The following is a 26,649-nucleotide window of genomic DNA, read 5'->3' on the forward strand; positions in this document are numbered from 1 at the left end:
GTGGCCGTCATGGGGAGGGTGGCCTACTGGCGACGCGCATTCTGGCATGCGCGCCGCGGCGGACTCCAGCAGGTCAGGAGCTATCTGCACCGCAGTTCCCCGGAGCGCGACGAGGCGGAGCTGGCCGGGGTACGCGGGGCGGAGGGCGTCTGGCGTGGACTCGGACGACGTCGTCGGCTGGTGTTCCGCGCGAGCGCCGTGGCAGGCTCCGCTCCGCGCCGCCCGGAACTTCGCGTCGGCATCATCATGGACGACTTCTCCGCCGCCGCGTTCGCCTCGGAATGGACCGTGATCGCCATCGACCCGCGGTCCTGGCAGGCCCAGCTCGACCAGGAGGAGCTCGACCTCGTGGTCGTGGAATCCGCGTGGTCAGGGAACGGCGGGCTGTGGCGCGGCAAGATCACCGGCCCTGCCGGGCCGGGCCAGGAGCTGGTGCAGTTCACCGCCGGCTGCCGGGCTGCAGGCATCCCCTGCGTCTTCTGGAACAAGGAGGATCCCCCGCACTACGAGGACTTCCTGCCCGCAGCCCGCCTGTTCGACCACGTGTTCACCACCGATGTGAACCGGGTAGCCGCCTACCACGCGGACCTCGGGCACGAGAGGGTGTCCGTGCTTCCCTTCGCCGCCCAGCCGGCCATCCACAATCCGGTGCGGCCACGGCACGGCTGGCATGCGCGCGGCATGGCCTTCGCCGGAATGTACTTCGCGCACAAGTACCCGGATCGCCGACGCCAGATGGAGTACCTGCTGGGCGCCGCCGCGGATGCAGCGGCAGGGACGAAGGACGGCTTCGAGATCTTCTCGCGGCAGCTGGGGAAGGAGCAGCAGTACCAGTTCCCCGCCGCACTGAGGAAGTACGTGGTGGGAAGCCTCTCGTACCCGCAGATGCTCACAGCCTACAAGGCCTACCGGATCTTCCTGAACGTCAACTCGGTCACGGACTCCCCATCGATGTGCGCCCGCCGGATCTTCGAGATCACCGCTGCGGGGACGAGTGTGGTCTCCACACCCAGTGTGGCCATCAGCGAATTCTTCCCGGGCGGCGAGATCCTGACGGCCTCGACCCGCCAGGAGGCAGTGGATCTGCTGCGGGCTCTCTCGGCGAACCCCGAGTACTCCGAGCGATCGGTCCACCGGGCCCAGCGGCTGATCTGGTCCGCGCACACCTACACTCACCGGGCAGCAAGTATCGCGGCGGCGGTACTTCCGGGAAGTGCCGCCCCGCCGCCGCGGCCGGTCATCTCGGTGCTCGCGGCCAGTTACCGTCCGCACCAGCTGCAGCATGTCATCGACGGCGTGGCGGGCCAGCAGGGCGTGGATGTGCAGCTGGTGTACCTGGCGCACGGGTTCGACATCGACGCCCGGTCCTTCCGGGATCAGTGCCGTGAGGCGGGCCTGGCGGACGCCGTCCTCCTGCTTGAACCGGAAGGCACGTCCCTCGGCGAGTGTCTCAATGCCCTGGTCCACGCTGCCGATGGCGATCTGGCCACCAAGTGGGACGACGACGACGTCTACGCGCCGCAGTACCTCGGAGATCTCACCCACGCCAGAATGTACTCCGGGGCGGAGATCGTGGGCAAGAGAGCCCACTACATGCACCTCGCCGGCCCGGATGCGACGATCCTGCGCAACGCCCAGCTGGAGCACCGCTTCGTCTCAGCCGTCGCGGGTCCCACGATCTTCGCGGCGACGCAGACCTTCAGGGACCTGCCCTTCCACCCGTTGCGTACGGGCGAGGACACCCGGTTCCTCGCCGATGCCATCGATGCCGGTGCCCGTATCTACTCCGCCGACCGCTTCAACTACTGTCAGCTGCGCCGCCGTGACGTTGCCTCGCACACCTGGTCCATCACCAGCGACCAGTTGATGGCGTCATCGAAGATCCAGTTCTTCGGCCCACCCGCAGACCATGTCACCGTTTAGGGGAACAATGCAGACTCAGGCTTTCAATCTGGCCGTGATAGGCCTCGGCTACATCGGGCTGCCGACCGCGGCCATCTTCGCCGCCAAGGGCATGCGGGTCGCCGGGGTGGACGTGAAGCAGTCCACCGTGGACGCCGTGAACCGCGGGGAACTGCCCTTCGTGGAGCCCGATATGGGTGTGGTGGTCTCGGGGGCCGTGACTCTCGGCAATCTCGTCGCGATGACGGAGGTGCCGTTCGCCGACGCCTACATCATCGCGGTCCCCACACCCCTGGCGGAGAGCAACGGCGCCGACCTCTCCTACCTCTCCAGCGCCGTCGAGGCCCTCGCCCCCAAACTCCGTGGTGGTGAGCTGGTCATCCTGGAATCGACCTCCCCGCCCGGTACCACCGAACGGCTGGAGGCCGAGCTGGCCCGGGCGCGTCCGGATCTGTGGGCCGCAGCAGCGCAGGGGGGCGCGCACGTCCACGTGGTCCACTCGCCCGAGCGCGTGCTACCGGGCAGGATCATGATCGAGATGGCCACGAACGATCGCGTGATCGGTGCCCTGACCGAGGAGGGAGGGCACCGGGCGAAGAAGCTGTACGAGGTGATCTGCCAGGGCGAGATCCTGCTCACCGACTCCACCACGGCAGAGATGACCAAGCTCGTGGAGAACACCTTCCGCGATGTCAATATCGCCTTCGCCAATGAGCTGTCGGTGATCTGCGATCGCCTGGGTATCGATGTATGGCGACTCATCGAGCTGGCCAATCACCACCCCCGCGTCAACGTCCTGCGGCCCGGCCCCGGAGTGGGCGGGCACTGCATCGCCGTCGATCCGTGGTTCATCGTGGATTCCGCACCGGAGGAATCCGGGCTCATCCGCGCGGCGCGGGAAGTCAACGACGCCAAGCCGCACCACGTGGTGAGCAGGGTCATCTCCCTGCTCGGGGATCGGACCGATGCAACGGTTGCCGTCCTGGGACTGACGTTCAAGGCGAACATCGACGACGTGCGGGAATCGCCGTCCGTCACGATCGTCCAGGAGCTTGCGCGCCGACTGCCGCAGGCGAGGATCCTGCCGGTCGATCCCCATGTCAGGACGCTTCCCGCGAAGCTTGCATCCGCGGGAATCGACGCGATGAGTTCCCTCGACGAAGCCCTCGCAGCGGCGGACGCCGTGCTGCTGCTGGTGGATCACGATGCGTTCCTCGACGTCGGTGCAGCGCAGCTGGAGGGCAGACTGGTCATCGACACGAAGGGCGTCTGGGGCACGAAGCGGTCCGAGGGCGCGCTGGTGCACCCGATCCTCGCAGCGCCGGGATCGGTGGGATAGCGCGGCGTGGTCTCCATCACCGACGATCTCGCTGCGCTGGGCATCGAGCTCAAGCCAGTCCACGGTCCGCGCACGGCCAGCCCGCTCATCGGCGTCGTCGTCCGCGCAGAAGCCGCGCCGGAACTCGCCGTGGCGGCAACCATCGCGTCCCTGCTGACCTCGGCGGCCCAGGACTTCACGGTGCACGTGGTGGGTGCGTCGGCAGCGAGCACCCCGAGAGTGCGGAGCTGGGTCGGGGCCGACGCGCGGTTCCACTGGCTTCCGACGGCGGCCCCTCCTGCCGCGACCACCTACACGCTCGTCCTGCCCGCAGGGACGCGGGTCGGCATGTACACACTGGAGGCCTATGTCGACGCGATCCGCCTCACGGGCGCCTCCTGCGTGCGAGCGCTGGTGGACGGACAGTCCGCCTCCGCCGAACTCTGGGACACCGCGATCCTCGCGAGGCTGCAGGCAACCGGTGACCCCGAGGCGGCTGTCCGGACGTCGGGCACGGAGCGGTGGGTCGCGGGCGGTTCCCTCGGGCTGCACGACTACCTGCGTCCGGCGCCCCGGCTGCACGTCCGGAAGGGACCTGCGGGCAGGCACGACCTCACCGTGGTGGTGCGGGATGCGGGCGACGCGGGCGTCCGCCGCGACTACGAGGAGCGCATCCGCGACCTGGAATCCCGTCTCGCGCGATCGGAGAAGGCGCGACGCCGGATGGAAGCGGGAGTGCTCCCCAAGCGGGGCGCAGCGCGCGTGTACGCCGCACTCCGGCGCGGCCCGGCGCACGTGACGGGCCGCGCGGTCACGATGCTGCGAAGGACGCGCAGCTCGTGACCCTGACCAGCGTCGCCGTCGGCTTCGGTAGCGGACCCATCGCACCCCTCATCACCGAGCTCGGGCTGGACTACGCAGCCACGCCGTGGCAGCGTCGCTCCACCGAGGACGGTGCCGCATGGCACCACGAAACGCCCCGCGATACGCGCTGGTGGGGTACGTACGCGGTTCGCGCCGGGTCGCTGGCGGAAGCCCGGAGCCTGCTGCCCCTGCTCCGGAGCGAAGGGAAGGCCCATCGATTCATCCTCCTCATCGAAGGGCATGCACCCCACGAGGAGGCCGACGCGTGGACCCCGCGGCACCTGGTCTCGAAGGCGGCCGTGGCGGGGAAGACAGTCAGCGGTTTCGGGTTCGCCACCGTGATCGACGGCGGCACGTGGGTCACTGTCCACGCCGCAGCGACCGCGGCCCTCCGCGAGGCGCTCGAATCCGGGCCCACGGAGGGACTCGGCGGCCTGCGGGTGGGGATCACGGATCCGGGCTACCGCTCCTGGCTCGCCGGTGATCCGGTGGGAAGCCTCATGACACCTGAACTGCTGAATCCCGAGGACGACGACATCTATGCCGTCGACGTGATCGTGGGGCAGCCATCGAGCTCCCTGCCGCGCGTCGAAGGACGCATCACCCCGACGGTCTGGACTCCCGGGCCTGCCGATCTACCGCCCGTCGACACGGCGGTGATCAGCCCGCGCGGCTTCCTCCCCGACGCCGACGGTGGGATCGCAGAATTGGTGCCGGCAGCTGTGGTCGGGGGAGGAGGCCTGACGGAGCGCGAGCTGGCGTCCCTGCGCAACGCGCCGTATCTCGTCGTCGACGGCGCGAGGTTCCAGTCCCTGCGGTACGAGCTGGGCGCTCGGCTGTCGCAACTCGCTGTTGCCGGTGTCCCGATGCTGGCGCGGGATCTTCCGGCCGACGTCGGGGAGATGATCGGACGCGACATCGTCGACCTGATCGGGAGGTTCGACCCGGCGGAGGCGCCGGTGCAGCGCGAGTCGAAATCCATCGACCTGCGGCGTGCGGCCCTCGAACGCTTCGCCCCGCGACAGCGGTGGAGCCTGATCCTCGGCGAACTGGATCAGTGCGTTCCACCGGAACCGACGGTGAGCGTCCTCCTCGCCACCCGCAGGCCCGAGAGGGTCGGCGCAGCGCTCGCCCAGGTAGCGCAGCAATCCTGGGAGCCGCTGCAGGTGGTGCTGGTACTGCATGGCTTCACGCCTGCTGACCACCCGTCCGTCAGGCGCGCGGTGGAGACGTACCGCGGGCACCTGACGGTTGTCACGGTTCCTGCGGGTACTGTGTTCGGCGAGGCCCTGAACGCGGGTACGAGGGCCGCCGAGGGCGTCTATCTCGCCAAGATGGACGACGACGACTGGTACGGGGCCCACCACATCCGGGATCTCGTGAGGGCCGCGCAGCACAGTGGCGCGCAGCTGGTCGGCTCGCAGGTGGAGTTCGTCTATCTGGAGAGCCTGGACATCACCACCCGGCGCCCATCTGCGGGGGAGCGGTACACCGACCACGTGGCCGGTGGCACCATGGTGCTGCGCCTCGACGACCTGCGGCAGCTCGGGGGCTGGCGACCGGTCCATCGGGCGGTGGACCGATGCCTGCTCCAGGCGGTCCAGGCCGCCGCGGGCCGCGTCTACCGCTCCCACGGACAGAACTACCTCATGCACCGGCACGCTGCAACGGACTCCCATGGCGGGCACACCTGGAATCCCGAGGACAGCATCTTCCTGCAGAGTGTCGCCGAGCAGTGGGACGGATTCGCACCGCCTCCCCAGATCACTGCCCGGCCCCCGGCGTTCACCGGCCGCAGCGATGACCTCTCGAGCTACTTCACAATCGGAAGGCAGCAATGACCACCACCACGTCACCCCAAGCGGGCGGCTCGAGTCCGTCCGCCCTCTCGGTCAGGTATCTCCTCCGGAGGACCGCGAGGACATCCCGGCGCAAGAAGCTGGTGCTGATGGCAGGGACCGTCCTGTTCGTGGTCGCTCTGGTTGCGGCGTACTACAGGGTGCTGATGGTCCTCGTGCCCGCGCTGGTGCTGCTGGTTGTCGGCGGTGTGATGGTCGTGATGCAACTCGATGCTCTGCTGAAAAGGGCTCGCAGCTCGGCGAAGGCCAGCATGCAGCTCCTCGAGACGGCGCCCGCTGCCGCGCCCGCTGTGCAGGGTCCCGCTTTCGGCACCGCCTACTCCTGGTCAGCAGAGGAAGACCTCACGCCGGCCAAGCTGGTCCAGCGGCTGACGAAACTCCGTTCCCTCGAGGGCCGGGACATCCTGGTGCGCAAGGTGACCGAGGGTCAGTGGGACTGGAAGGAGCTCGAGGCGGCCCTCGAGCTGTACCGGCTCGGAGGCCCGGCCCGGAAGTCCGTGACGCCGGTTCTCGACTCCACCGTCAAGGTGCGCCTGCTGCAGGTGGCCGATCTGTGCTACCGACAGAATCTGCGGTCGGATGACATCCTCGACGCCGCCACCCTGTACCGCTACGTGTACCAGAAGCTGGGTGCCGGCCCTTTCAAGGGCAAGAAGCGCGGTGAGTTCTACCTCGACGCCCTGTCACAGACCGGACGAGGAGATCAGACGCTCAAGTTCCAGGGGCTCTATGACACCGAGAAGCTCAACCCCCATGACCTGCACCTCTTCAGGGCGAACGCCAGGAATCCCTTCCGTCACCAGAGCCACACCGGAGAGGACTGGCTGGCCGAGATCAACACCATCTACGAATCCGAGGGCCTCGTTCCCATCAGGCTCCGCCCCGGCTCCGAGGCAGCCTTCCGTCGGCTCACCACCGATCCCGTTCCCGCCGTCGAGGAGGGACCGCTGGTCTCGATCGTGATGCCCGTGTTCCGTCCCGACGAGTACACCGACCTGGCCGTCCGCTCCGCCCTCGCCCAGAGTTACGCGAACCTGGAGATCATCATCGTGGACGACGGATCGGGCGAGGACTATGCGGCTCGCCTCGATACCTGGGAAGGGATCGATCCGCGCGTCACGGTGATCAGGAACACGCCCAATTCCGGCGCCTACACCTCGCGGAATCTCGGGTACATGCGGGCGAGCGGGCAGTTCCTCACGATCTTCGACGGCGACGACTGGCAGCACCCGCAGAAGATCGAGAAGCTGGTCGAAGCGTCCCTCCAACAGCAGGATGACCGACTGGTCTCCTCCCCGTGGTCCCGCGCGGACGCCGACCTCATGTTCCACTACAGAGGATGGCGTGGGGCCTACATCACCCCTGCCCATGTCTCCACCATGTTCCCCATCGCCGTGATCAGGGAGAAGCTGGGATTCTGGGACTCCGTCCGGAAGGCCGCCGACACGGAGTTCATCCTGCGGTATCGGATGGTGGTCAACAGCGAGGAGCCGCTGGAGGTCACCCAGGCGCCGCTGACCCTCTCGCTCGTGACGTCCTCCAATCTGTCCGTCGAGGACTTCCGGCTCGGTTACCGCTCGCCGGACAGGGTCTCCTACAGGGCGTCCTACGAGCACTGGCACCGCAGGATCGCGGCGGGTGAGCACAACGGGTATCTCCCCTTCGACGCCGCCGCACGGCTTTTCCCCGCACCGGACAGGTTCCTGCCGGCACGTCCGGAACGGCGGGAGGTCGACGTCGTCGTGGTCGGGGACTTCGCTGATGCCGGGTACTCGATCCACCAGGTGCGACGAGCGGTGGATGATGCCCGGGGTCAGGGCCTGAGCGTCGGAGTGATGCACATGCCGAGCATCGTCAACACGCGGTCCATCGACGACTCGTTCCCGCCGGCCATGATGGACGAGTTCGAGAACGGCACCCTGCGGAGGATCGAGATCACCGACGCCGTGACGTCACGGGAAGTACATGTCTTCGACCCGACCGCATTCGAGTTCGAGCCTGCACTGCGCAGTGGCCAGGTCACGGGGTCGGTGATCGTCCATGCCTCCGAGGCGCCCTACGACCGGTCGGGGCGGGGCCAGCGCTACTCGGTGGGCTCGGTGACGCACAATCTCGAGAGCATCTTCGGTGCTCCCGTGCGCTGGTCTGCCACTGACCCACGGGTCTTCGAGTCGATCGGACGCAATCTGGTGAGGGCGTCCGATCTCGAGCTGGTGTCGTCGGCGAGCGGGACGGAGGATTCTTCCCCGTCCGCCCCCGAGGAGGACGCCGGGACCACCGAGACGATGACCAGTGGGACACGAGCATGAGCGATCACGATGTCGGGGCGTGGGACCAGACCTACAACGTGCCACTCCTGCCCTGGCAGCCCACTGATCCTCCGGAATCACTTCCTGACCATCCGGTTCATCTCGAGACCGCCCCCGGCGAGCCCGATCGGTTGTACCTGCACTCGCTCTACGAGCCGGCGCCCACCGAAACCCTGATCGTGTCCATGCACGGAGCGTTGAACCGTTCGCGGTTCACCCCGCCGCGCTTCGAGTGGCGGCGGACCCTGAACCGGGTGGACTGCGCCCGGTTGTTCCTCTCCGACAGCACCCTGGAACTCAACGGCTCGCTGGAGATCGGCTGGTACATGGGAAGCGCCCGGCAGGATCTCCTGTCGGAGTACGCAGCCCTGGTGAGGGCCGTCGCAGCGGCGAAGGGGTACACGCGGATCGTCTGTGTCGGCAGCAGTGCGGGCGGCTTCGGAGCCCTGGCGCTCTCGCGGCAGGTGCCGAACTCCGTGGCCGTCGTCTTCTCACCGCAGACGTCCATCGCGGCTTACCACCCAGGCCACCGGCGCGCCCTCGCGGAGGCATCCTTCGCGGAGTACGCCACGGACGACGCGATAGAGTCCGCATTCGGCGACCGCGTGAACATGCGATTGCTGTACAAGAACTCACTCGACCGTAACTACGTCCACTATGTCCAGAACACGCGGGACCGCTTCCACTATGAGGCTCACTACGTCCCATTCGCGCTCTCGTTCGGTGTGGACCCAGAAGCGGGCGGCTCCGACGTGGGGCGCAGGATCAGCTTCCATCCCGAGCGCCAGGACGAAGGACACTCACCACCGTCCCGTTCTCGCTTCCTGAAGCACATCGGCGTTGCCTACAGGCAGTATTACGGGACAGAGCTCGTAGTTCAACCGCGGGAAACAGATCAAGGAAAGGCACTGGGGAACAGATGACTACGACGACCGAGGATGAATCGGCCGCTGAAATACTCGACGATGTCTACTTCCGCAATGGCTTCGTCATTGCGGAAGCGGGACGCGAGATCGAGATGAGACCGGGGTGGGGAGACATGTCCCTGGGTGGCCTGAGGATGATCAGCCACCCTGAGACGCAGGTCGCCGTGGCAGCCAGCGATGACAGACACGTCGCTGTCATAGGCATTGCTTTCGATCCGGAGCGGGGGCTCTACGACCACGACGTCATCCTGGAACAACTCCTGGGCGACAGTCGGAACGAAGAGGTGTTCCTCGAGACGCTCGATCGCCTGGCAGGGCGCTTCGCCGTCGTGGTCCATACTCCCGCGAGGACGGAGATCTACCAGGACGCCATGGGGTCCCGCTCCGTGTTCTATTCCACCGCCGGTCCCGCAGTCGCAGCATCGCATGCGGAACTGGTCCGCGAAGCCATAGGTACACACTTCGCCGACTTCTTCATCCCTTTCATCACGTCGCGGAACTACTTGCAGCGGGACGTGAAGTATTTGCCGGGCGTGGCGACTCCTTATGAGAACGTTCTGCAATTGACGCCCAACACGAAGCTTGTGATGCCGGAGCAGCGAACCGAACGATTCTGGCCGAGGGAACCCATCGGTGGCGCTCTGGAGAACGGCGCCGCCGTTGATTCGCTCATCCATCATCTCGAGGGAATGGCGGCCTTTGTGACCTATCAGAAGCGTCGTCCGGTCATGGGCCTCACGGCAGGCAGTGATAGTCGGGGCATGTTCGCCGCACTCAAGGACCTCGACCCGTACGTCTTCACCTACGTGCGGAGTGAAAATGGCACGGCGGTCAATTCGAAGGATGCACGCGCTGCTCGAGAGGCGGGCGAGCTCCACGGTCTGCAGACCAACGTCTGGCCGATTCAGAACCGTCTGGGGCTGAACGCCGTGGATGATTCCTTCTCCCACGCGTACAGACTCGCCACGGCCTATTACCGCGGAGCCGGCTCCGCCTGGTTGAGTCGTCTTGCCGAGCTCCGCAGCGACATTCCCACTGGGATCTTCATCCGAGGTTTCGGTGGTGAGATCATGCGCGGGTTCTATCAGCTTCTGTCGAAACGCATCGTCCACGTAAGCGTGGGTCAACTCTCGAATGCTTATGATGTCAACGCCGGATCCAAAATCACGCGTAGGTTCTTCGCGGACATGATGGAGCGGACCCAGTTCACTGATGCCCACCTGCAGGGCTACGACCCGAACGACATCTTCTACTGGGAGCATCGGATGGGCACCTGGGGGAGTGTGTCGCTGACCGAGGCGGACCTCGCCATGACATCGATGGTCGGTTACAACTCCCGCAACCTCTACATGACCTTCATGCGGCTCAGCGGAGCCGATCGCGCTTCGAGGGTGGCTTTCCAGCGAGCCACGTCAGCATTGGCGCCAAAGCTAGCGGACGCAATTTCCTAGTGGCTGAAGGAACAGCCGCAACAACCGCTGCCCAGGAAAGGATTTACACCACGTGAGCGCTCGCAAGGAACCTCTGGCCCCGATTGGTGTGCGGGGCCAGCGGCTCATCGACACCGAGATCTTTGACGCGGAGTACTACGCTGCCGAGAGCGGCCGCGACTTCCGCTCAAAACGGTCTGCCGCGGTTCACCTCGTTCAGTACGGCATGAAAGCCGGTCTCAGTTTCCACCCGCTCTTCGATCTCGGTATGTTTCCCGTTTACATCAGGGATGCCTACAAAATAGGAGATGTGGAATCGGTGCTCACCTATCTGCGCAGCCCACGGTCCCGCCAGCACAAATGGTCATATCTGTTCGATCCGTCCGTTCTGACGGGCCCGTCCTCCGAGGGTTCACTCCTGCTCTCGCGGTACCGTGCTGGCACGCCACGAGAACTACCCGTGCCGACGAAACGGTTGGGTCAACCGCTCAACTGGCTCGATACTCGCGCACTCATGGTCGCTCATGCCAGAGTCGTCAAGCAGATCGATGTAGAGAAGAAGCCGCTCAGGCGCACTACATGGTCCGATCTCGAAGAAGGAGCCTGGCTGGCAGGCATCGAGGGAATTCCGATTCCGTCGGATCGGGAGACACCGGTCATCAGCATCGTGATGCCGGCATGGAACCGGGCACCGGTCATCGAAGAAGCGATCAATTCCGTACGGCGTCAGACCCTCGAGGCATGGGAACTGATCGTCGTCGATGACGGAAGCACGGACGGCACGCAGGACGTCGTTCGGGCTCTGGCCGAGGAGGAGCCCAGGATCCATCTGGTGGAGGCCGATCACCAGGGCGTTTGTGCCGCCCGGAATCGTGGTATCGACGAGGCACGCGGAGAACTCCTCGCTTTCCTGGACACCGACAATGTGTGGAGACCGACATTCCTGCACAACATGTACGCGGGACTGCTCCACTCCGGAGGTCGCGCTGCGTACTCTGCGGCCAGAATGCTCAATGAGCGTGAAGAGTACACAGGGCAGGTCATCACTGCAGAAAAGTTGCTCGTTCGTAACTATGTCGACCTCAATGTGCTCGTTGCGGAGACGTCTTTGGTCAGGGAACTCGGCGGCTTCGACCCCTTCCTCCACCGCTGGGTCGACTACGATCTAGTACTTCGCATCACGGAGAAGACGGAAATCGAGTACTTTCCTTTCCTCGGCTGCGACTACGTTGATGATCACAATGAGGACCGCATCACCCGTAGGGAGTCGGCCAACTGGGAGTATGCAGTCCTGGGGAAAAATCTCCTGAACCGCTTCGTGCCCGATGCTGCACCTGATCGGAACACCACTCCGATCATGTCGATCATCGTGCGGATCACCGACAGCATCGATCTCGCCGTACGTAATATCAGGGAGAGCCTTGGCCCGGATGTACCCGAGCAGGTGGAACTGATCGTTGTCGACGAAGTCGCCGGCTTTCGCTCATCGCTTCGTTTGCGGGCTGCACTCGCCGGTCTCTCCGGGCTCAAATATCTGAAGCTACCTCGGCGATACACGCCCGCCATTGCCTACAACATCGCAGCACAGCACGCCGTTGGATCGGCTCTCCTGTTCCTCCGGGAGAGCGTCGAACTGCGCTCCGGCGCCATCGACCAACTGATTGTGGCTATTGCCGACGAGTCAGTGTCCGGTGTGCAGCCGCTAGTGACTGACACCACCGGCGTCGTGGTTTCTGCCGGTGGAGCCGGACATGAACGCAGCCTCGCCACACCATTGTTCCGGGGGTTCAATCTGCATGATGTCGAGCGTCATGATGGCAGGGCGCTGGACGAACTCGTTCTTGCGGCCTTCTGCGTCCGCACGCAGGATTACAGGGACCTGGGCGGACTCCGCAACATCTTTGCCGGAGATGCAGCGATCGTTGATTTTCTACGTCGCCTACGTGAAGCCTCCGGCCGGGAGTTCGCGAGGGCAAGCAATGCTCTTGCAGTGGATCATTCCGCGGATGCCTTCTCCGAGGAGCCCGCGCTGGTCGAGGCGGACGCCGAGTGGCTGACTAGTAGCAACAAGCCCACCCGGGCACTAGCCGAACACTACAGCCTGGTGGGATTCAAGCTCGATACCCTCACGGCGCCAAGATTGCCACGCCTCCAGCCGGCAGTGCCGACCATCACCAGGTCCACCGATGATTCAGGTGCTACGTCGGGACTGAGATGGGCCATCAAGATCGGCGCGGATTTCAGTGTCGGCGGCAATCGTTGGGGAGATGTTCCGTACGCCGCTGATCTGGCGGAGTCGCTGACGGCGCTCGGACAGGAGGTCGTCGTGGACCGAGCTGGAGCCTTCTCTCGCCCTTCCAACATGCTGGACGACGTCGTCCTGGTGATCCGCGGCCTGGTGCGCTGTGAACCGCAGCCTGGGAAGGTCAACGTCTTGTGGGCCATCAGCCGGCCGGACCTGATCACACGCGACGAACTCCTGGGGTTCGACGCTATTTTCGGAGCGTCGCGTGTCTGGTGCGACTTCGTGACCACCAAATGGGGAATCGAGGCCTCCTACCTTCCGCAGGCAACGAACCCCCGTCGCTTCCACCCGGGTCATTCGTCCACCGGCGATCCGCGCTACGAACTGACCTTCGTCGGCGGTCCACGAAAGCCGATCGGACGAAAGGTTGTCGCCGACAGTGTGCGGCTCGGCGCTACCGTGAGCGTCTGGGGTCCGCGCTGGGAGCAGTTCGTCCCCGCAGATGCCGTGGTGGACGACTATATATCGAATGACAGCCTGTCAGCTCTCTATAGATCGTCCAGGATAGTACTCAACGATCATTTCGAGGACATGGCCCGCTGGGGCTTCGCCAACAATCGCCTCTACGACGCCGTCGCGTCCGGTGCACGGGTTATCAGCGACCACGTAGACGGGATCGAGGACATCTTCCAGGGCGCGGTGCGCACCTACACCTCCCTGGAAGAACTCGAGCATCTCCTCAAGGATCGGAACGGGTTCCCGGACGACACTCGGATGGCCGAGATCAGCCGACAGATTCGAGACGAACACAACTTCGACGCGCGCGCGTCGACGCTTCTGCGTGCTGTCCGGGATTGTCGAGTGTAAAGATCGCACCTGTCACTAGCTCGCCGACCACCAACGAAGTGGATTCTACGATGCGGTTGAAGCCGTGATCAGTACAGCACTGCGATTACCCCATGTCTTCATTTCCCAGGCGCACCTCGTGAGCTACGGCGGCTCGGAGATGGTGACTCTGGAGCTCGCAGAATACTTTGCGGCAGCAGGCAGCAGGGTGACTATCGGTACGTGGACCGTCGGTCCACCGATGATGCCGCATCTTCGGAAACACGAAAACATCTCGTACTTCGATCTCGAGGGAGAGGAGCTTTCCGAACGATTGGCAGCTGATCCGCCGCAACTGGCGTGGATACACCATCAATTGGTGCCCAAGTACTTGTTGCAGTACCCGGCAAAGACCACCTTCGTCTTCAACCACATGTCCGCTGTCCATCCGCTGGAACTGTCATGGTCGGCTGGTATCGAGGCAACTCTTGCGAGCCTCCATCTGTACAACTCTCCTGAAACCCTCGAAGGGCACCGGTCACGCGCTCTGGCTGGTGGTTTCAGGAATGAGAATATGCAGGTTTTCCCAAATCCCGCACCGGATGACTTCGGCGACGTGAAAGTCAGGATCCCGGGACGCCCGCTCCGACTCGGCATCGTGTCGAATCATCCGCCCGACGAGCTCGCAGAGCTATGCGACGGACAGCCCCCAGAGCTGGAACTGGAGATCATAGGAAACAGCCCGCGCACTGGCTCGAACGCAGTGCGCATCACGCCACAAAAGCTTGAACGGTTGGACGGGGTCATCACCATCGGTAAGACGGTTCAGTACGCGATCCTGGCCGGCCTGCCGGTCTATTGCTACGACAAATTCGGTGGCCCGGGCTGGTTGAGCAGTGAGAATTTCACTTCCTGCGAGCGACGTAATTTCTCCGGTCGAGGTTTCGCCCAGAAGACCTCCACCCAGATCGCCCTCGAGTTGTTCAATGGCTTCGCCTCTGCGGCGGCTTACGCCGCGGACCTCCGGCGATCAGACGTTTCCAGGTTCACGCTCTCGCGCGCGCTGGAGAAGGTGGTTCTGGCCGTGCATCGAGGAGGAGGAAGCTCGCGCCCATTGGGAGAGCAGATCGAAGCTCACGCGCTCCAGCAGAAGGTGGTGGGACACTATGCACGGAACTGGCTCCGACTGCAGCGCGAGGCCACTGAAAGCTGACCGACGTCATCAGATCGGACCGGGAACAGCTCGGCACATTTTGACATACATGGTGTATCAGCACCTGATCGGTATGATGATTGCGACCGATCGAGTGGATCGGGGTCTCGAAAAATTCGCAACGAATCATGCTCCCTGGGGGATTGGTGTCACTTAAGCTCACTGTCATTGGAACGGGTTACCTCGGAGCCACACATGCCGCCTCCATGGCTGAGCTGGGCTTCGACGTGCTGGGGGTGGACGTCGACAAGGAGAAGATCGACGCGCTTGGCCGCGGAGAACTGCCGATCCACGAACCAGGGCTACCGGAGCTGCTGCGCAAGCACACGGAGTCCGGGCGACTTCGTTTCACAACGTCCTTCGAAGAAGCCGGTGCATTCGGAGATGTGCACTTCATCGCAGTCGGCACCCCCCAGCGGGCCGGTGAGCATGCGGCGGACATGACCTATGTCGATGCGTCGGTCACTGCGATTGCTCGCGCAGCCACCAAGGATTCCCTCATCGTGGGCAAGTCCACCGTACCCGTGGGGTCCGCCCGACGGCTGAAAGCACTGGCTGCCCAGGAAGCGCGTGAGGGCGTGACCATCGACTTCGCCTGGAACCCTGAGTTCCTGCGGGAGGGCTACGCAGTCGAAGACACGCTTCGCCCGGACCGGCTGGTGATCGGCTCGGATTCGGCGACTGCAGAGCCGGTGCTGCGCGAGGTCTACGCTCAGGCGATCAGCATGAATACGCCCTTCATCTCCACGGATTTCGAAACCGCCGAGCTGGTGAAGGTTGCGGCGAACGCGTTCCTGGCCACCAAGATCTCCTTCATCAACGCTTTCTCGGAAGTCACCGAAACCGTCGGCGGTGACATTCGTACGCTCGCTGACGCCATCGGACTCGATTCACGCATCGGGCGCCGCTTCCTGAACGCGGGGATCGGCTTCGGGGGAGGGTGCCTGCCGAAGGACATCAGGGCACTGCAGGCGCGCGTGTCCGAATTGGGTCTGGATTCCACCATGCGCTTCCTCAACGAGGTCGATGAAGTCAATCTGCGACGTCGAGACAGGACGGTCTATGTGGCGGAGACCCTCTTGGGCAATCTCGAGGGCAAGCGGGTAGCCGTCCTCGGAGTGGCGTTCAAACCGAACAGCGACGATGTACGAGACTCACCGGCTCTTGACGTTGCAGCTCGGCTTTTCAACAGTGGCGCAGACGTCAGTGTGTACGATCCTGCAGCGAACTCGAATGCGGCAAAACGGTATCCTCGCCTGAACTACGTTGACGCGTTGACCGACGCGGTAAATGAAGCGGATCTGGTGATGATGCTCACCGAGTGGTCGGAGTTCGTCAGGATCGATCCAGCGGAACTAGCGGAACTCGTAGCGCACAAGGTGATGTTCGATGGACGGAATGTTCTCGATCATCGGACCTGGAAGGACGCCGGGTGGGATATCGTCTCACTCGGACACAAGAGCGAGCTTCTCGATCCGGTCTCGCTATAGGGGCGTTGTCGACGGAGCCACTCCGGGGCATCGGAGAGAATGGTTCCAAGAGCGTATCGTGGCTGCGGAGCGTCGGCGTCGACCCGAGCCAGGCCTCGTCGATCGGTAACGCATAGAAAGTCCATCGTCTCCTCGCGGTAAGGTACAGGGTCCGAGCATGATCGAATGTCTTCCGTCAATACGAATAGCGGGGTCAACTTGTTCTATGGCGTAACGCGGTACAGTCTCTTCTCGCCTGGTTCGAATTCGTGGAAGACTTCAAGCGGTGGAGTCTTCGAGAATTCAGAAAAATACATGAGCTACCTGTTTTCGGACCAGCGACTCGATATCCGGGCGGAGATCTTTATCGGAAAGGCTTTGCCCGTCCTTGATCAGATGGCTAACAGGCATCCATATAAGCACTTCGTACTGTATTCTGAATTACTTCCTGAGCGGCATAGGGCAATGCTGCTCGCTGCGGCAGAGAAGTACCCCTTCCTGGTCCCGGTCGAGTGGAATGAAACGGTTCAGGGAACGGGTGTCGAGGAGGTGAAGCCGCTCATCGTCGAGGACCTGGTGAAGCAGCTTGGTTCTCAGGGCGGTCGTCATCCGGTCATCTGGTTCCGCCTTGATGACGACGACGTCCTTCCTGCGGACTATCTGGATCAACTGGAGAAGTACAGGGCACTCAACCACGATGGTTTTGCGATTTCATTCGGGCTCGGAGTCACCGCATACAAGGGCGAGCACGAATTGGTCAACCTGCGCGAGTACTATCACCCGAAATCCGCGCAGGGTATGGCCTTCGTGACGGTGTTCGACGCTGACAGCAGTAGCTTGTCGGTGGTGAGACCTGGACCGCACACGAGGGTCGACAAAGTAATGCCGACAATACTCGATTCCCGCGAGCGGATGTTCTTCCAGATCCGGCACAGTGATCAGGACTCAGCGCTCAATCACAGTTCCTATCAACGTGCAACGGCCACACTTGCCGGCATGGAAAAGTTGCCCTCGGTGCGCGCATCCGATCTTGATCCGGCGAAATGGCCGACCCTGATGCAGGAAATTGTGCGCGGCGAGCCGAGTCCTCACCGCTCCTCGATGGACGGCGAAGAACCTGTACTTTTCAGTCCGACGACGGAAATGACCTTCGACCTGGATGCAAGCATCCGGGGTGGTCTGGTCGAGTTCGAGTTCGAGTTCGAGTCGTCCGCCAGGCTGCTCGGAGGTTTCGGGATCATCACCTTCCATCTTGAAGGGGTCGACGGTATCGACCCCGAGGTCCTGGGGCTGCGTAACAGCACGAAGTACGGCTTCAGTCGGCAGGCATGGTCCAAGAATGCGCGCGGCGTGATCCGTCACAGCTTCATCCTTCCGGAAGGCGCTTCAGCGTCCTCCGTCACACTGACCGGAAAAGGGCGGCGGCCGGCGGACGTCTTCATCCGCTTGCGAGAGCCGCGTGTCGTTGCCATTCATGCGACTGCACCCGAGCCTGACCTGCAGTCACCGGAGTCGGTCTGACTGCGGGGGACAACGTAAGAAGCGGCAGATCCATGGTCAATAGACGCCACTTCCTGACAGGCGCCATCACAGCGGCAGTCGGTGTTCCTGCCCTCGCAGGCTGTACCTCGTCGCCGTCCGATGGTCGAGTTCTCTCCAACTCCGCGGGTACCGGTCTCAAGGGCACGGGACTCACCTTGACTTCACGGAAGCGGGTAGCGCAATTGCGTGCGCTCAACCTTGACTGGTTCTACACGTGGGGATACTCCCGTCCGCGAGCATCACCGACGCCTGGGTTCGTACCGATGGTGTGGGCAGCGAGTCGGGTACGGCGTGAGGTTCTCGATGCGGTTGAGGATCAGAAAGATCGGGGCCAGACCGAGAATCTCCTTGGTTTCAACGAACCCGATCTCGAGGGACAGGCAGATATGTCTCCTGCAGAAGCACTCAGGTCATGGCCCGAGCTGCAGAGAACCGGGCTCAGGTTGGGTTCGCCGGCGCCCGTCAACGCCATGGGGGACTGGATGAAAGCGTTCATGGAAGGAGTATCAGCAAGAGACCTACGCGTCGACTTCGTCTGCGTGCACGCCTATCTACCTCCGAGGGCAGACGGATTTCTCCGCCACATCGAGGAGGTGCATGAGTACTACGGAAAACCGGTGTGGGTCACCGAATATGCTGTAGCGGACTGGGAAGCCACACCGAGGCGACCGACCAGGTATTCGGGCAAGGAGATCCGCTCGTTCATGGAGGAGACCGTGACGGCGCTTCGTACCATGGACTATGTGGAACGTTTCGCGTGGAAGACCCGGCCCACCGGTGATCCGGTCATGGGAGAGTCGGCGCTGTTTCACGACGACGGTGATCTGACCGAGACGGGGGAGCTGTACCGCTCGCTCTGATCGAAGCCTGCTCGGGAGACTCCGTAGATCTTGTGAACCTCCCGAGCAGGCCTCGTCATCACAACGAGGCGTAGAGCTTGCCGGTGCTGGTGAGGGTCCCGTTCGCATTGAAGATGGTGGAGCATGGCATTTTCACGTCTCCTGCTTTCCGGGTCTTCCAGGCAAAGCGTTCGATATACGGCATTGCACGCATGCCCGCGACGGTCTCTCGCATGAACACCTCGGTCTCAGCCCTGGAGTACTTGCAGGGCCTTGCGGCCGTCGCACCCCAATCGGCCACCGCGTACTCGGTCACCCAGATCGGTTTCTTGTACGTGTCATAAAGCTTGGCAAGCTTGTTCAGGAAGTCTCTCGAGTTCGGCCATCCGTAGATGTGCATCGTGATGAAGTCCACGCGAAGACCCTTGTTCTTCGCCTTCTTCATGAAATCTGCGAGCCACGGACTGCTGGGGCTCACCGTTGCCGGCGACCCGAGGCGAAGACCGGTGGCTTGTAGCTGCGGCCAGAGACTGATGGCCTGATCGACACTCATGTTGGTGGCCGAGGTGACGTCGGGCTCGTTGAACCCGAGCAGATGCTTGGCCTTCGTCTGGGCTAGCTGACGACTGATCACGCCGAAAGCATCCCTGTCGATCACCGAGGCGTTCCTGATCATCGGGGTGAACGCCGGCGTCATCGTGTTCGCCTGAGCGCTCCAGGAGTAGTGCCATTTCAGTTTGAGGTTCTTGATCTGCTGAAGCGCCAGCGCATCCTTGCCCGCGTGCCCGAAGCCCTTCAACGCCGGTATGTGTGAGCTTGCGTTTACCGTGCCAGGAATGGCTGTTGCTTGCGCGATCGCTGCTCCGGAGGACAGCGCGGCCCCGGTAGTAGCGGCAACGAGCGGTAGTCTCAGAAAGTGCCGACGTTCCAATTTTTTCCTTTCAACATTCTGATAGTGGTTCCACTATCAGAATCGACGAGAAGCTTTCGTCCTGTAGGGGGACTGTAGCAATCACTTTGCGAAACGATAGGCATGCTTTGACGCAGCATTCCCGCATGTTTGCCCCCTCATGCCTGTGGAGCCGCAGTGTTTTACCCGCATGAAAGTTGATATGCTCGGGTGTGATTCTCCCCTGGACATAACTAGCAGTGACCATCGCGATGGTTCCGCAACCATCGCCTTGTGCCTTATGCTTGCATGCGTCCAGTGCTCACCGCCTCCTGCGGTCGCGTGCGCACCGATGGAGCAAGCGTAACTGGAGGCATTCCACATGGAGTCGAAGGACTTCGAGAGACCCAAGTCGCAGTCGGTATTCCTCAGTTTCGTCGCGGACGAGTTCCGCCGGCGTGGTACTCCGCGTCGTAAGGAGCTGGCACAGAAGATCATCTCCCATCCTTTTGTCGAGGAACTCGGGATGCGAGTACCGAAGCGCCTGGCCGTGTTCGAAAATATCGACGAATTGTCCGGCGAAGACCTACCCGAGTTCTTCGTGCTCAAGTTCGCCAATGGCTGGTCCGCCCGGGGCGTCATGATTCTCCAGCGCACCGGGAACGACGAGTTCTTCGATCACATGGCGCTGCAGCCTGTGACTTCAGCGGAAATACAGCGAATACAGGGTGAACAATCGGCGTCCTTCAATTCGAGGGAGCCGATGTGGATAGCGGAGGAAATGGTCCGAAGCACACTCGGTACGGGTGAGATCCCCTTCGACTACAAGTTCTACTGTTTCCGCGGACGAGTCGGCCTCGTGCTTCAGATCGATCGGAACACCGGCCCGGCGAAGATGACACTTTTCGACGGGAGTTTCAAGCCCCTTCGTCGTAATACCGATTTTGTCCTCTCGGACTCTGCCCGGCCAGGGATCCCGGTCATTCCCCTGCATGCCCCGGAAATGCTGTGGTGGGCTCAGCGGCTCTCCCTGGAAGCTGACTCGCCGTTCGTGAGCATCGATATGCTCGATAGCCCCGAGGGCCCGATGTTCGGTGAATTCACATACTCTCCGGGCGGTACGCACCGGAAAATGATCCGGTTCTCGACCAAAATGCTGGACAAACTTGACGGCCTGATGGGCGAGAGCAATGCCTATGGTGACGTCGCCCCGGCGGGTTCGCCGGAGTCGCTCAGAGCCCTCGACAATCCCGGACTGCTGGCATACAGAGCCTGGGCGGGCTATGCCTACAACGGCGGTCGTAGGGGCGCCGAACGATTGCACGGCTTCTACAAGGATCTGGCGAGCGGCAGCGACGACAGCACTCAGGAGTACGAGTGGTATCGCAGCCTATCTGCTCGCTGGGCAGGACTTCGTGACCGGCTGGGCAGCGGAAAGACTATCTAGCTGTTCGGTCGCGAGACGACGGAGGGCGCGATCCGGTCACTTTTGAGCTACTCGCCGGAGTACTCGAAATCACTGATGCGTTGGCCGACGCCCAGCAGTTCCGCCACGGCGGCCACGGTGCGCTCGGAAGCCTTTCCGTCTCCGTAGGGATTGACGGCACTGGCCATGGCCGCGTAGTCCGCAGGCCGACGCAGCAGCCGTAGGGCTTCCTGGACTATCCGCTCCTCATCGGTGCCGATCAGCCGTACCGCCCCTGCACTCACGGCTTCGGGTCGTTCCGTGTTCTCCCGCATGACCAGAACGGGTTTGCCCAGGCTGGGCGCCTCCTCCTGAATGCCTCCGGAGTCGGTGAGAACGAGGTATGTCAGCGACAGCAGCCTGGTGAACTCGCCGTAGTCGAGTGGCTCGGTGACGATCACGTTCGGCCGGGTGCCGATCGCCGGAAGAACGGCGTCCCGGACCACCGGGTTCTTGTGGACCGGAAGCACGATGATCAGGTCGGGTTCGGACTCGGCCAGCCTCCCGATGGCCCGTCCCACGCCGCGCATGGCATCGCCCTGATTCTCCCTACGGTGCGTCGTCACGAGCAGGATGCGCCGATCTCCGGCAACGGCATCCTCCAGCCGCTCATCCGAGAACGGTACGTGCTTGCCCACGGTCTCGAGCAGCGCATCGATGACCGAATTGCCTGTGACCACGATGTCCTGAGCCGGAATTCCCTCACCGAGCAGGTTCTGTCTGCTCATCCGGGTGGGGGCGAGGTGCAGGCCCGCGATCTGACTGGTGATCCGACGGTTCGCTTCCTCGGGGAAGGGTGAGTGCAGGCTGCCGCTCCGCAACCCTGCCTCGACGTGCACCACAGGAATGCGACGGTAGAACGCGGCGATCGCTGCCGCTGTGGACGTCGTCGTGTCCCCCTGGACCACCACGGCATCGGGCCGCGAGACGGCGAGAAGGGAATCCAGCCCGTCGATCGTCCTCGTCATGATCCCGGACAGGGTCTGGCCGTGCTGCAGGATGTTCAGATCGTGATCCTGCACGATGCCGAACAGGCCCAGAACCTGGTCGAGCATCTCGCGGTGCTGCCCGGTGACCGTGACAACACAGTCCAGCTCGCGTGACTCCTGCAGCGCCCGAATGATGGGAGCCACCTTGATGGCCTCCGGCCGCGTTCCGAAGATCGGCATGACGACAGGCATGGAACCCCTAGTCAGGAGAAGTGGCAGGCACGGTGATGCTGTGCCGACGGGCATGACCCTCAACACTAGTCGGCGTGATGAGCGGCCCGTCAGCGACGCCGACACACGGTAGCGTAGGGCCGTGCAGCAGGAGCCATCGATCGACCCCGGGAGACGCCTTCTCGTGTCCGGGCTCTCCGAGACCGAGCTGCTCGCGCGGATCGTTCCCCTCCTGTCCGTCAACGCAGGGCGCCCGACGTCTACCCTGCTCGGCCCCGGCGACGACGCCGCCATCGTTGCGGCCCCGGACGGCCGGACGGTCATCAGCATGGACACTCTTGTGGAGGACCACGATTTCCGCCTGATCCGCCCCAACGGCCACCGCACCAGCGGGTACGACGTCGGCTGGAAGTCGGCCGCGCAGAATCTCAGTGATATCAATGCGATGGGAGGCTCTGCGACGTCGCTGGTCGTCAGTCTGACGCTCCCGCCGCAGACACCCGTCACGTGGGTGGAGGACTGCGCCCGGGGGCTCGCGGCAGCCATCGCTCAGCTGGGCGCGAATGGCTGCTCGGTGGTCGGCGGCGATCTCGGCGCCGGGACCCAGCTCGTCGTCACCGCAGCCGTCACCGGAACCCTGGAGGGCCGAGCGCCCGTGCTGCGCTCCGGCGCAGGAGCGGGCTACACCGTCGCCGTGGCGGGAACACTCGGCAGGGCAGCCGCGGGCCTCGCGATTCTCGAGGACGGTCGTCCCGTGACGGACTTCGGCCCGTCGGGTGAGGAGCTCATCGATGCGCAACTGCGTCCGCACCCACCCCTGGCCGCCGGCCCGACCGCCGCACGGGCCGGAGCGAGCGCGATGCTCGACATCTCCGATGGCCTGCTCCGCGACGCCGGACGGATCGCGACGGCCAGCGGCGTCGGGCTGGATCTCGACCCCGACGCGCTCCAGCAGTACGCAGATCCGCTGCAGGAAACCGCCGATCGGCTCGGCATCGACGTCATGGACTGGATCCTCGGCGGCGGGGAGGACCACGGGCTCCTCGCCGCCTTCCCCGCAGAATGTCCGCTACCGCCGGGGTTCACTGCGGTAGGCTCGGTGGTGCCCGGGCGGCCGGTGGTGACACTGGCATCACGGGCGACAGTTCTCCGCGGATGGGATCACTTTGCAGACTAAGGTCACGGCCAATGCTGTGGCGATGAGGCGTTGGTTGACCAGGGCCGAGGAGTCCCTCGGCAACCACAGCGACCGCCTGAACGCCATCAACATCTTCCCCGTGGCCGACGGCGACACGGGCACCAACCTCTATCTGACGGTTCGCGCGGCCGCCACAGCGGCGAACGACTCCGACGCCTCCGACCTCGGAGAGCTCCTCACCACTGCGGGCAGGGCTGCCATGGAGGAAGCCCGCGGCAATTCCGGCACGCTCTTCGCCGTCTTCCTCATGGCCTTCGCCGAACCGCTGGTGGGTTCCACGCGCCTGACCTGCTCCCTCCTCGCCTCCTCGTTGCACCGCGCGCAGCTCCGGAGCTGGTCGGCGCTGAGTGATCCCGTGCCAGGGACCATGCTCTCGGTCCTCGAGGCGAGTGCCGCCGGCGCCGGTGCGACGGCGTCGGACCGCGACGGGGACGACAGCAACAATGCGCTCGCGGAGACCCTGACCGGCGCCGTGCAGCACGCACTGCGCGCCGTGGTGCAGACGGAGAGTCAGCTGGGCATGCTCGCGGAGGCGCAGGTGGTGGACGCCGGGGGAGTGGGATTCCTGCTGATCCTCGACGCACTACGAGCCGCGGCGCTGGGCGAGGAACTGCAGAACGAACTGATCGACGGCCTCCACGGGTACGAGATCCAGTCCCCGCACATCCACGTGGGCAACGACGCCGAGGGTGTGGAGGTGATGTGCACCATCAATCTCAGTCCCCTGGATGCCGCGACACTGCGTCTCCATCTCGACGAACTCGGTGATTCGGTGATCATGAGTGCGGTCTCCGAAGTTGCGGAGGGCTATCGCTGGCGCGTCCACGTGCATGTTCCCGACGCAGAGCCCGCGCTCGCCCTCATCCACCGGGCCGGGACCCCGGTGAACATCACCGTGACCCAACTCGCCAGCGCAGCAGGAGCCGGGGCCGGTGAGCCCTGACGCCGCATGGTCCGCAGTATCGGAGCTGGACTCACCGCTCCAGAAACATCTGGGCCCGGTGGCGAAGCTCCTCGCCAGGCACTTCGACATCCACACCGTCGGTGAACTGCTGGGCCACTTCCCCCGCACCTACCTCGAGCGCGGCGAGCTCACCCCGATCTCCGACGTGCCGGTGGACGAGGAGGTAACGCTGATTGCCCGCGTGCAGTCCTCGAACTCCCGCAGGATGCACACGCGAAAGGGCATGCTCCTGGAAGTGGTCATCACCGACGACGACGACGGTGGACTCGGCGGCCTGAATCTCACGTTCTTCAACGGCTACACTGCCGAGCGCGAGCTGCGGCCGGGAGTGCGGGCCATGTTCTCGGGGAAGGTCAGCGTGTACCGCGGGAAGCTCTCGCTCACGAACCCCCGCTACGGTCTGCTGGACGAGGGCGACGCCGACCCCGAGAGCGTGAACCGCCCCATCCCCATCTACCCCGCGGTGGACAAGCTCGGCACCGAGCGCATCGCCGTGGCCGTCGGCACCGTCCTGGACACACTGCGGCTCTCGGACCTCGACGACCCCGTTCCGGCGTCGATCGCCCGCCGCGACAAGCTCATGAGTCTGGCCACCGCCTACGAACTGATCCACCGTCCCCGCGAGGTCGAGGACGCCTACCGCGCCCAGCACCGCTTCCGGTACCAGGAGGCGTTCGTGCTGCAGTCGGCCCTGGCCCGACGCCGGGCTCTCACCGCCCGCGAGGACGCCACGGCCCGCGCACCGCTCGCCGGGGGTCTGCTGGATCAGTTCGACGCCCGCCTGCCGTTCACCCTCACGCAGGGGCAGCGCGAGGTGGGACAGCGACTCAGCGAGGAGCTGGCACAGGACCACCCCATGAACCGGCTGCTGCAGGGCGAGGTGGGCTCCGGCAAGACCCTGGTGGCACTGCGGGCGATGCTGCAGGTGATCGACGCCGGCGGCCAGGCGGCGCTGCTGGCGCCCACCGAGGTGCTCGCGGCCCAGCACCTCAGGTCCATCACCACCACCCTCGGTCCCCTCGCCGAGGCGGGGATGCTCGGTGGTGCGACGGATGGCACGCGCGTGGTCCTGCTCACCGGGTCCATGACCACCGCGCAGCGCAAGAAGTCGCTCCTGGACGCGGCGTCGGGCGAGGCCGGGATCGTGATCGGCACCCACGCCCTGCTCTCCGACAACGTGCAGTTCTTCGACCTGGGGCTGATCGTGGTGGACGAGCAGCACCGCTTCGGCGTCGAACAGCGCGACTCGCTGCGCACCAAGGCCCGTACCTCCCCGCACGTGCTGGTCATGACGGCCACCCCCATTCCGCGCACCGTGGCCATGACGGTCTTCGGCGACCTGGAGACCTCCACGCTGTCCGAGCTGCCCGCCGGCCGGTCCCCGATCACCACCCATGAGGTGGGCCTGACCGAGCATCCCGCCTGGATCGACCGCGTCTGGTCCCGGGCGCGTGAGGAGATCGACGCCGGACGCCAGGTCTACGTGGTGTGCCCGAAGATCGGGGACGACGCGAGGAACGACGACGACGCCCCCGGGGTGCTCTACGGCGAGCCGCCGCCGGACCCGAAGGCCGAGACGCGGCAGGAACTCACCGGCGTCGTCGGGCTCTTCGAGTCCCTCGGCGGGGTGCCGCAGCTACGCGGCGTGACGAGTGCGATGCTGCACGGACGGATGGACCCGCAGGACAAGGCCGACGTCATGACGCGCTTCGCCGAGGGTTCCGTGCAGCTCCTGGTGGCCACCACAGTGATCGAGGTGGGCGTGGACGTGCCGAACGCGACGCTCATGGTCATCATGGACGCCGACAGGTTCGGGATCTCCCAGCTCCATCAGCTGCGCGGCAGGATCGGCCGCGGCGGGCACGCCGGGACGTGTCTCCTGGTGACCAGGCTCGAGCCGGGGCATCCGAGCCGGGAGCGCCTGGCGGCCGTCGCCGCGACGACCGACGGTTTCGAACTCTCGCAGAAGGATCTGGAGCTCCGCCGCGAGGGGGACATCCTGGGGGCGTCGCAGTCCGGCGGACGCTCGGCCCTGCGCTTTCTGAAGATCACCCAGCACGGGAAGGTGATCGAGAAGGCCCGCGCCGACGCGCAGGAGATCGTCCTGCCCGATCCGGAGCTCCACGACTATCCCGGGCTGTCCCAGGCCATCGAGCAGTACCTCAACCCCGAGAAGGAAGCCTTCCTCGAACGCGGGTGATGGTCACTTTCTCCGCTTTTGAGGATGTATCG

18 protein-coding genes are annotated in these 26,649 nt (G+C 64.2%); 16 read left to right on the plus strand and 2 right to left on the minus strand.

The window, feature by feature from the left end; translation table 11 throughout:
- Positions 1-9: 9 nt before the first annotated feature.
- The 12 genes from E8P82_RS13310 to E8P82_RS13365 all read left to right on the plus strand — a co-directional run bounded on the left by E8P82_RS13310 (position 10) and on the right by E8P82_RS13365 (position 18,762).
- Positions 10-1,923: a glycosyltransferase gene (locus tag E8P82_RS13310; protein ID WP_136455570.1), complete on the plus strand. Its 1,914-nt coding sequence runs from the start codon at positions 10-12 to the stop codon at positions 1,921-1,923.
- 7 nt (positions 1,924-1,930) lie between these two features.
- A complete protein-coding gene (wecC, locus tag E8P82_RS13315) occupies positions 1,931-3,241 on the plus strand; it encodes a UDP-N-acetyl-D-mannosamine dehydrogenase (protein WP_136455541.1) in 1,311 nt (436 codons plus the stop codon).
- 6 nt (positions 3,242-3,247) lie between these two features.
- Positions 3,248-4,063: a hypothetical protein gene (locus E8P82_RS13320; protein WP_136455542.1), complete on the plus strand. Its 816-nt coding sequence runs from the start codon at positions 3,248-3,250 to the stop codon at positions 4,061-4,063.
- A complete protein-coding gene (locus E8P82_RS13325; protein WP_136455543.1) occupies positions 4,060-5,925 on the plus strand; it encodes a glycosyltransferase in 1,866 nt (621 codons plus the stop codon). The genes E8P82_RS13320 and E8P82_RS13325 overlap by 4 nt, the downstream gene beginning before the upstream one ends.
- Positions 5,922-8,252 carry a glycosyltransferase family 2 protein gene (locus E8P82_RS13330; RefSeq protein ID WP_136455544.1) on the plus strand — a complete coding sequence of 777 codons (2,331 nt, stop codon included), beginning with the start codon at positions 5,922-5,924 and terminating at the stop codon, positions 8,250-8,252. Before E8P82_RS13325 ends, E8P82_RS13330 begins: the two co-directional genes overlap by 4 nt.
- Positions 8,249-9,175 carry a hypothetical protein gene (locus E8P82_RS13335; RefSeq protein ID WP_136455545.1) on the plus strand — a complete coding sequence of 309 codons (927 nt, stop codon included), beginning with the start codon at positions 8,249-8,251 and terminating at the stop codon, positions 9,173-9,175. The genes E8P82_RS13330 and E8P82_RS13335 overlap by 4 nt, the downstream gene beginning before the upstream one ends.
- A 167-nt stretch (positions 9,176-9,342) precedes the next feature.
- Positions 9,343-10,629, plus strand: coding sequence for a hypothetical protein (locus E8P82_RS13340; protein ID WP_136455546.1), 1,287 nt, complete (start codon positions 9,343-9,345; stop codon positions 10,627-10,629).
- A gap of 52 nt (positions 10,630-10,681) precedes the next feature.
- On the plus strand, positions 10,682-13,720 hold the full coding sequence (locus E8P82_RS13345) for a glycosyltransferase (protein WP_136455547.1): 3,039 nt from the start codon (positions 10,682-10,684) through the stop codon (positions 13,718-13,720).
- 64 nt (positions 13,721-13,784) lie between these two features.
- Positions 13,785-14,891 (plus strand): hypothetical protein, encoded by a 1,107-nt coding sequence (locus E8P82_RS13350; protein ID WP_136455548.1) that lies wholly within the window; start codon positions 13,785-13,787, stop codon positions 14,889-14,891.
- Positions 14,892-15,019: 128 nt separating this feature from the next.
- Positions 15,020-16,381 (plus strand): UDP-glucose dehydrogenase family protein, encoded by a 1,362-nt coding sequence (locus E8P82_RS13355; RefSeq protein ID WP_136455571.1) that lies wholly within the window; start codon positions 15,020-15,022, stop codon positions 16,379-16,381.
- A gap of 165 nt (positions 16,382-16,546) precedes the next feature.
- Positions 16,547-17,881, plus strand: coding sequence for a glycosyltransferase (locus E8P82_RS13360; RefSeq protein WP_136455549.1), 1,335 nt, complete (start codon positions 16,547-16,549; stop codon positions 17,879-17,881).
- A gap of 32 nt (positions 17,882-17,913) precedes the next feature.
- On the plus strand, positions 17,914-18,762 hold the full coding sequence (locus tag E8P82_RS13365) for a glycoside hydrolase family protein (protein WP_136455550.1): 849 nt from the start codon (positions 17,914-17,916) through the stop codon (positions 18,760-18,762).
- A gap of 58 nt (positions 18,763-18,820) precedes the next feature.
- On the opposite strand, the gene E8P82_RS13370 is transcribed toward E8P82_RS13365, so the two are convergent.
- Positions 18,821-19,672 (minus strand): glycosyl hydrolase, encoded by an 852-nt coding sequence (locus E8P82_RS13370; protein ID WP_136455551.1) that lies wholly within the window; start codon positions 19,670-19,672, stop codon positions 18,821-18,823.
- 340 nt (positions 19,673-20,012) lie between these two features.
- On the opposite strand from E8P82_RS13370, the gene E8P82_RS13375 reads away from it, so the two are divergent.
- Entirely contained in the window at positions 20,013-21,077 is a 1,065-nt protein-coding gene (locus E8P82_RS13375) for an ATP-grasp fold amidoligase family protein (RefSeq protein ID WP_136455552.1), read from the plus strand.
- A gap of 47 nt (positions 21,078-21,124) precedes the next feature.
- On the opposite strand, the gene wecB is transcribed toward E8P82_RS13375, so the two are convergent.
- Complete coding sequence (wecB, locus tag E8P82_RS13380; protein ID WP_136455553.1) at positions 21,125-22,276, minus strand: non-hydrolyzing UDP-N-acetylglucosamine 2-epimerase; 1,152 nt, start codon at positions 22,274-22,276, stop codon at positions 21,125-21,127.
- 121 nt (positions 22,277-22,397) lie between these two features.
- Between wecB and thiL the strand changes: the two genes are divergently transcribed.
- Genes thiL through E8P82_RS13395 form a run of 3 tightly spaced genes read left to right on the plus strand, consistent with a single transcriptional unit; the run spans position 22,398 to position 26,617 of the window.
- On the plus strand, positions 22,398-23,432 hold the full coding sequence (gene thiL, locus E8P82_RS13385) for a thiamine-phosphate kinase (RefSeq protein WP_246021365.1): 1,035 nt from the start codon (positions 22,398-22,400) through the stop codon (positions 23,430-23,432).
- A gap of 22 nt (positions 23,433-23,454) precedes the next feature.
- Positions 23,455-24,396, plus strand: a complete 942-nt coding sequence (locus E8P82_RS13390) for a DAK2 domain-containing protein (protein WP_136455554.1) — start codon at positions 23,455-23,457, stop codon at positions 24,394-24,396.
- Positions 24,386-26,617 (plus strand): ATP-dependent DNA helicase RecG, encoded by a 2,232-nt coding sequence (locus tag E8P82_RS13395; RefSeq protein WP_136455555.1) that lies wholly within the window; start codon positions 24,386-24,388, stop codon positions 26,615-26,617. The genes E8P82_RS13390 and E8P82_RS13395 overlap by 11 nt, the downstream gene beginning before the upstream one ends.
- The last annotated feature ends 32 nt before the right edge of the window (positions 26,618-26,649 follow it).

The organism is Arthrobacter echini (assembly GCF_004803505.1).
Classification (GTDB): Bacteria; Actinomycetota; Actinomycetes; order Actinomycetales; family Micrococcaceae; genus Arthrobacter_D; species Arthrobacter_D echini.

Bases quoted from the DNA above. Each gene is read 5' to 3' on its own strand.
- E8P82_RS13375 (WP_136455552.1), top strand. From the start codon at position 20,013: ATGGAGTCGAAGGACTTCGAGAGACCCAAGTCGCAGTCGGTATTCCTC.
- E8P82_RS13330 (WP_136455544.1), top strand. From the start codon at position 5,922: ATGACCACCACCACGTCACCCCAAGCGGGCGGCTCGAGTCCGTCCGCC.
- wecB (WP_136455553.1), bottom strand. From the start codon at position 22,276: ATGCCTGTCGTCATGCCGATCTTCGGAACGCGGCCGGAGGCCATCAAG.
- wecC (WP_136455541.1), top strand. From the start codon at position 1,931: ATGCAGACTCAGGCTTTCAATCTGGCCGTGATAGGCCTCGGCTACATC.
- E8P82_RS13310 (WP_136455570.1), top strand. From the start codon at position 10: ATGGGGAGGGTGGCCTACTGGCGACGCGCATTCTGGCATGCGCGCCGC.
- E8P82_RS13360 (WP_136455549.1), top strand. From the start codon at position 16,547: ATGTCTTCCGTCAATACGAATAGCGGGGTCAACTTGTTCTATGGCGTA.
- E8P82_RS13335 (WP_136455545.1), top strand. From the start codon at position 8,249: ATGAGCGATCACGATGTCGGGGCGTGGGACCAGACCTACAACGTGCCA.
- E8P82_RS13355 (WP_136455571.1), top strand. From the start codon at position 15,020: ATGCTCCCTGGGGGATTGGTGTCACTTAAGCTCACTGTCATTGGAACG.
- E8P82_RS13365 (WP_136455550.1), top strand. From the start codon at position 17,914: ATGGTCAATAGACGCCACTTCCTGACAGGCGCCATCACAGCGGCAGTC.
- E8P82_RS13390 (WP_136455554.1), top strand. From the start codon at position 23,455: ATGAGGCGTTGGTTGACCAGGGCCGAGGAGTCCCTCGGCAACCACAGC.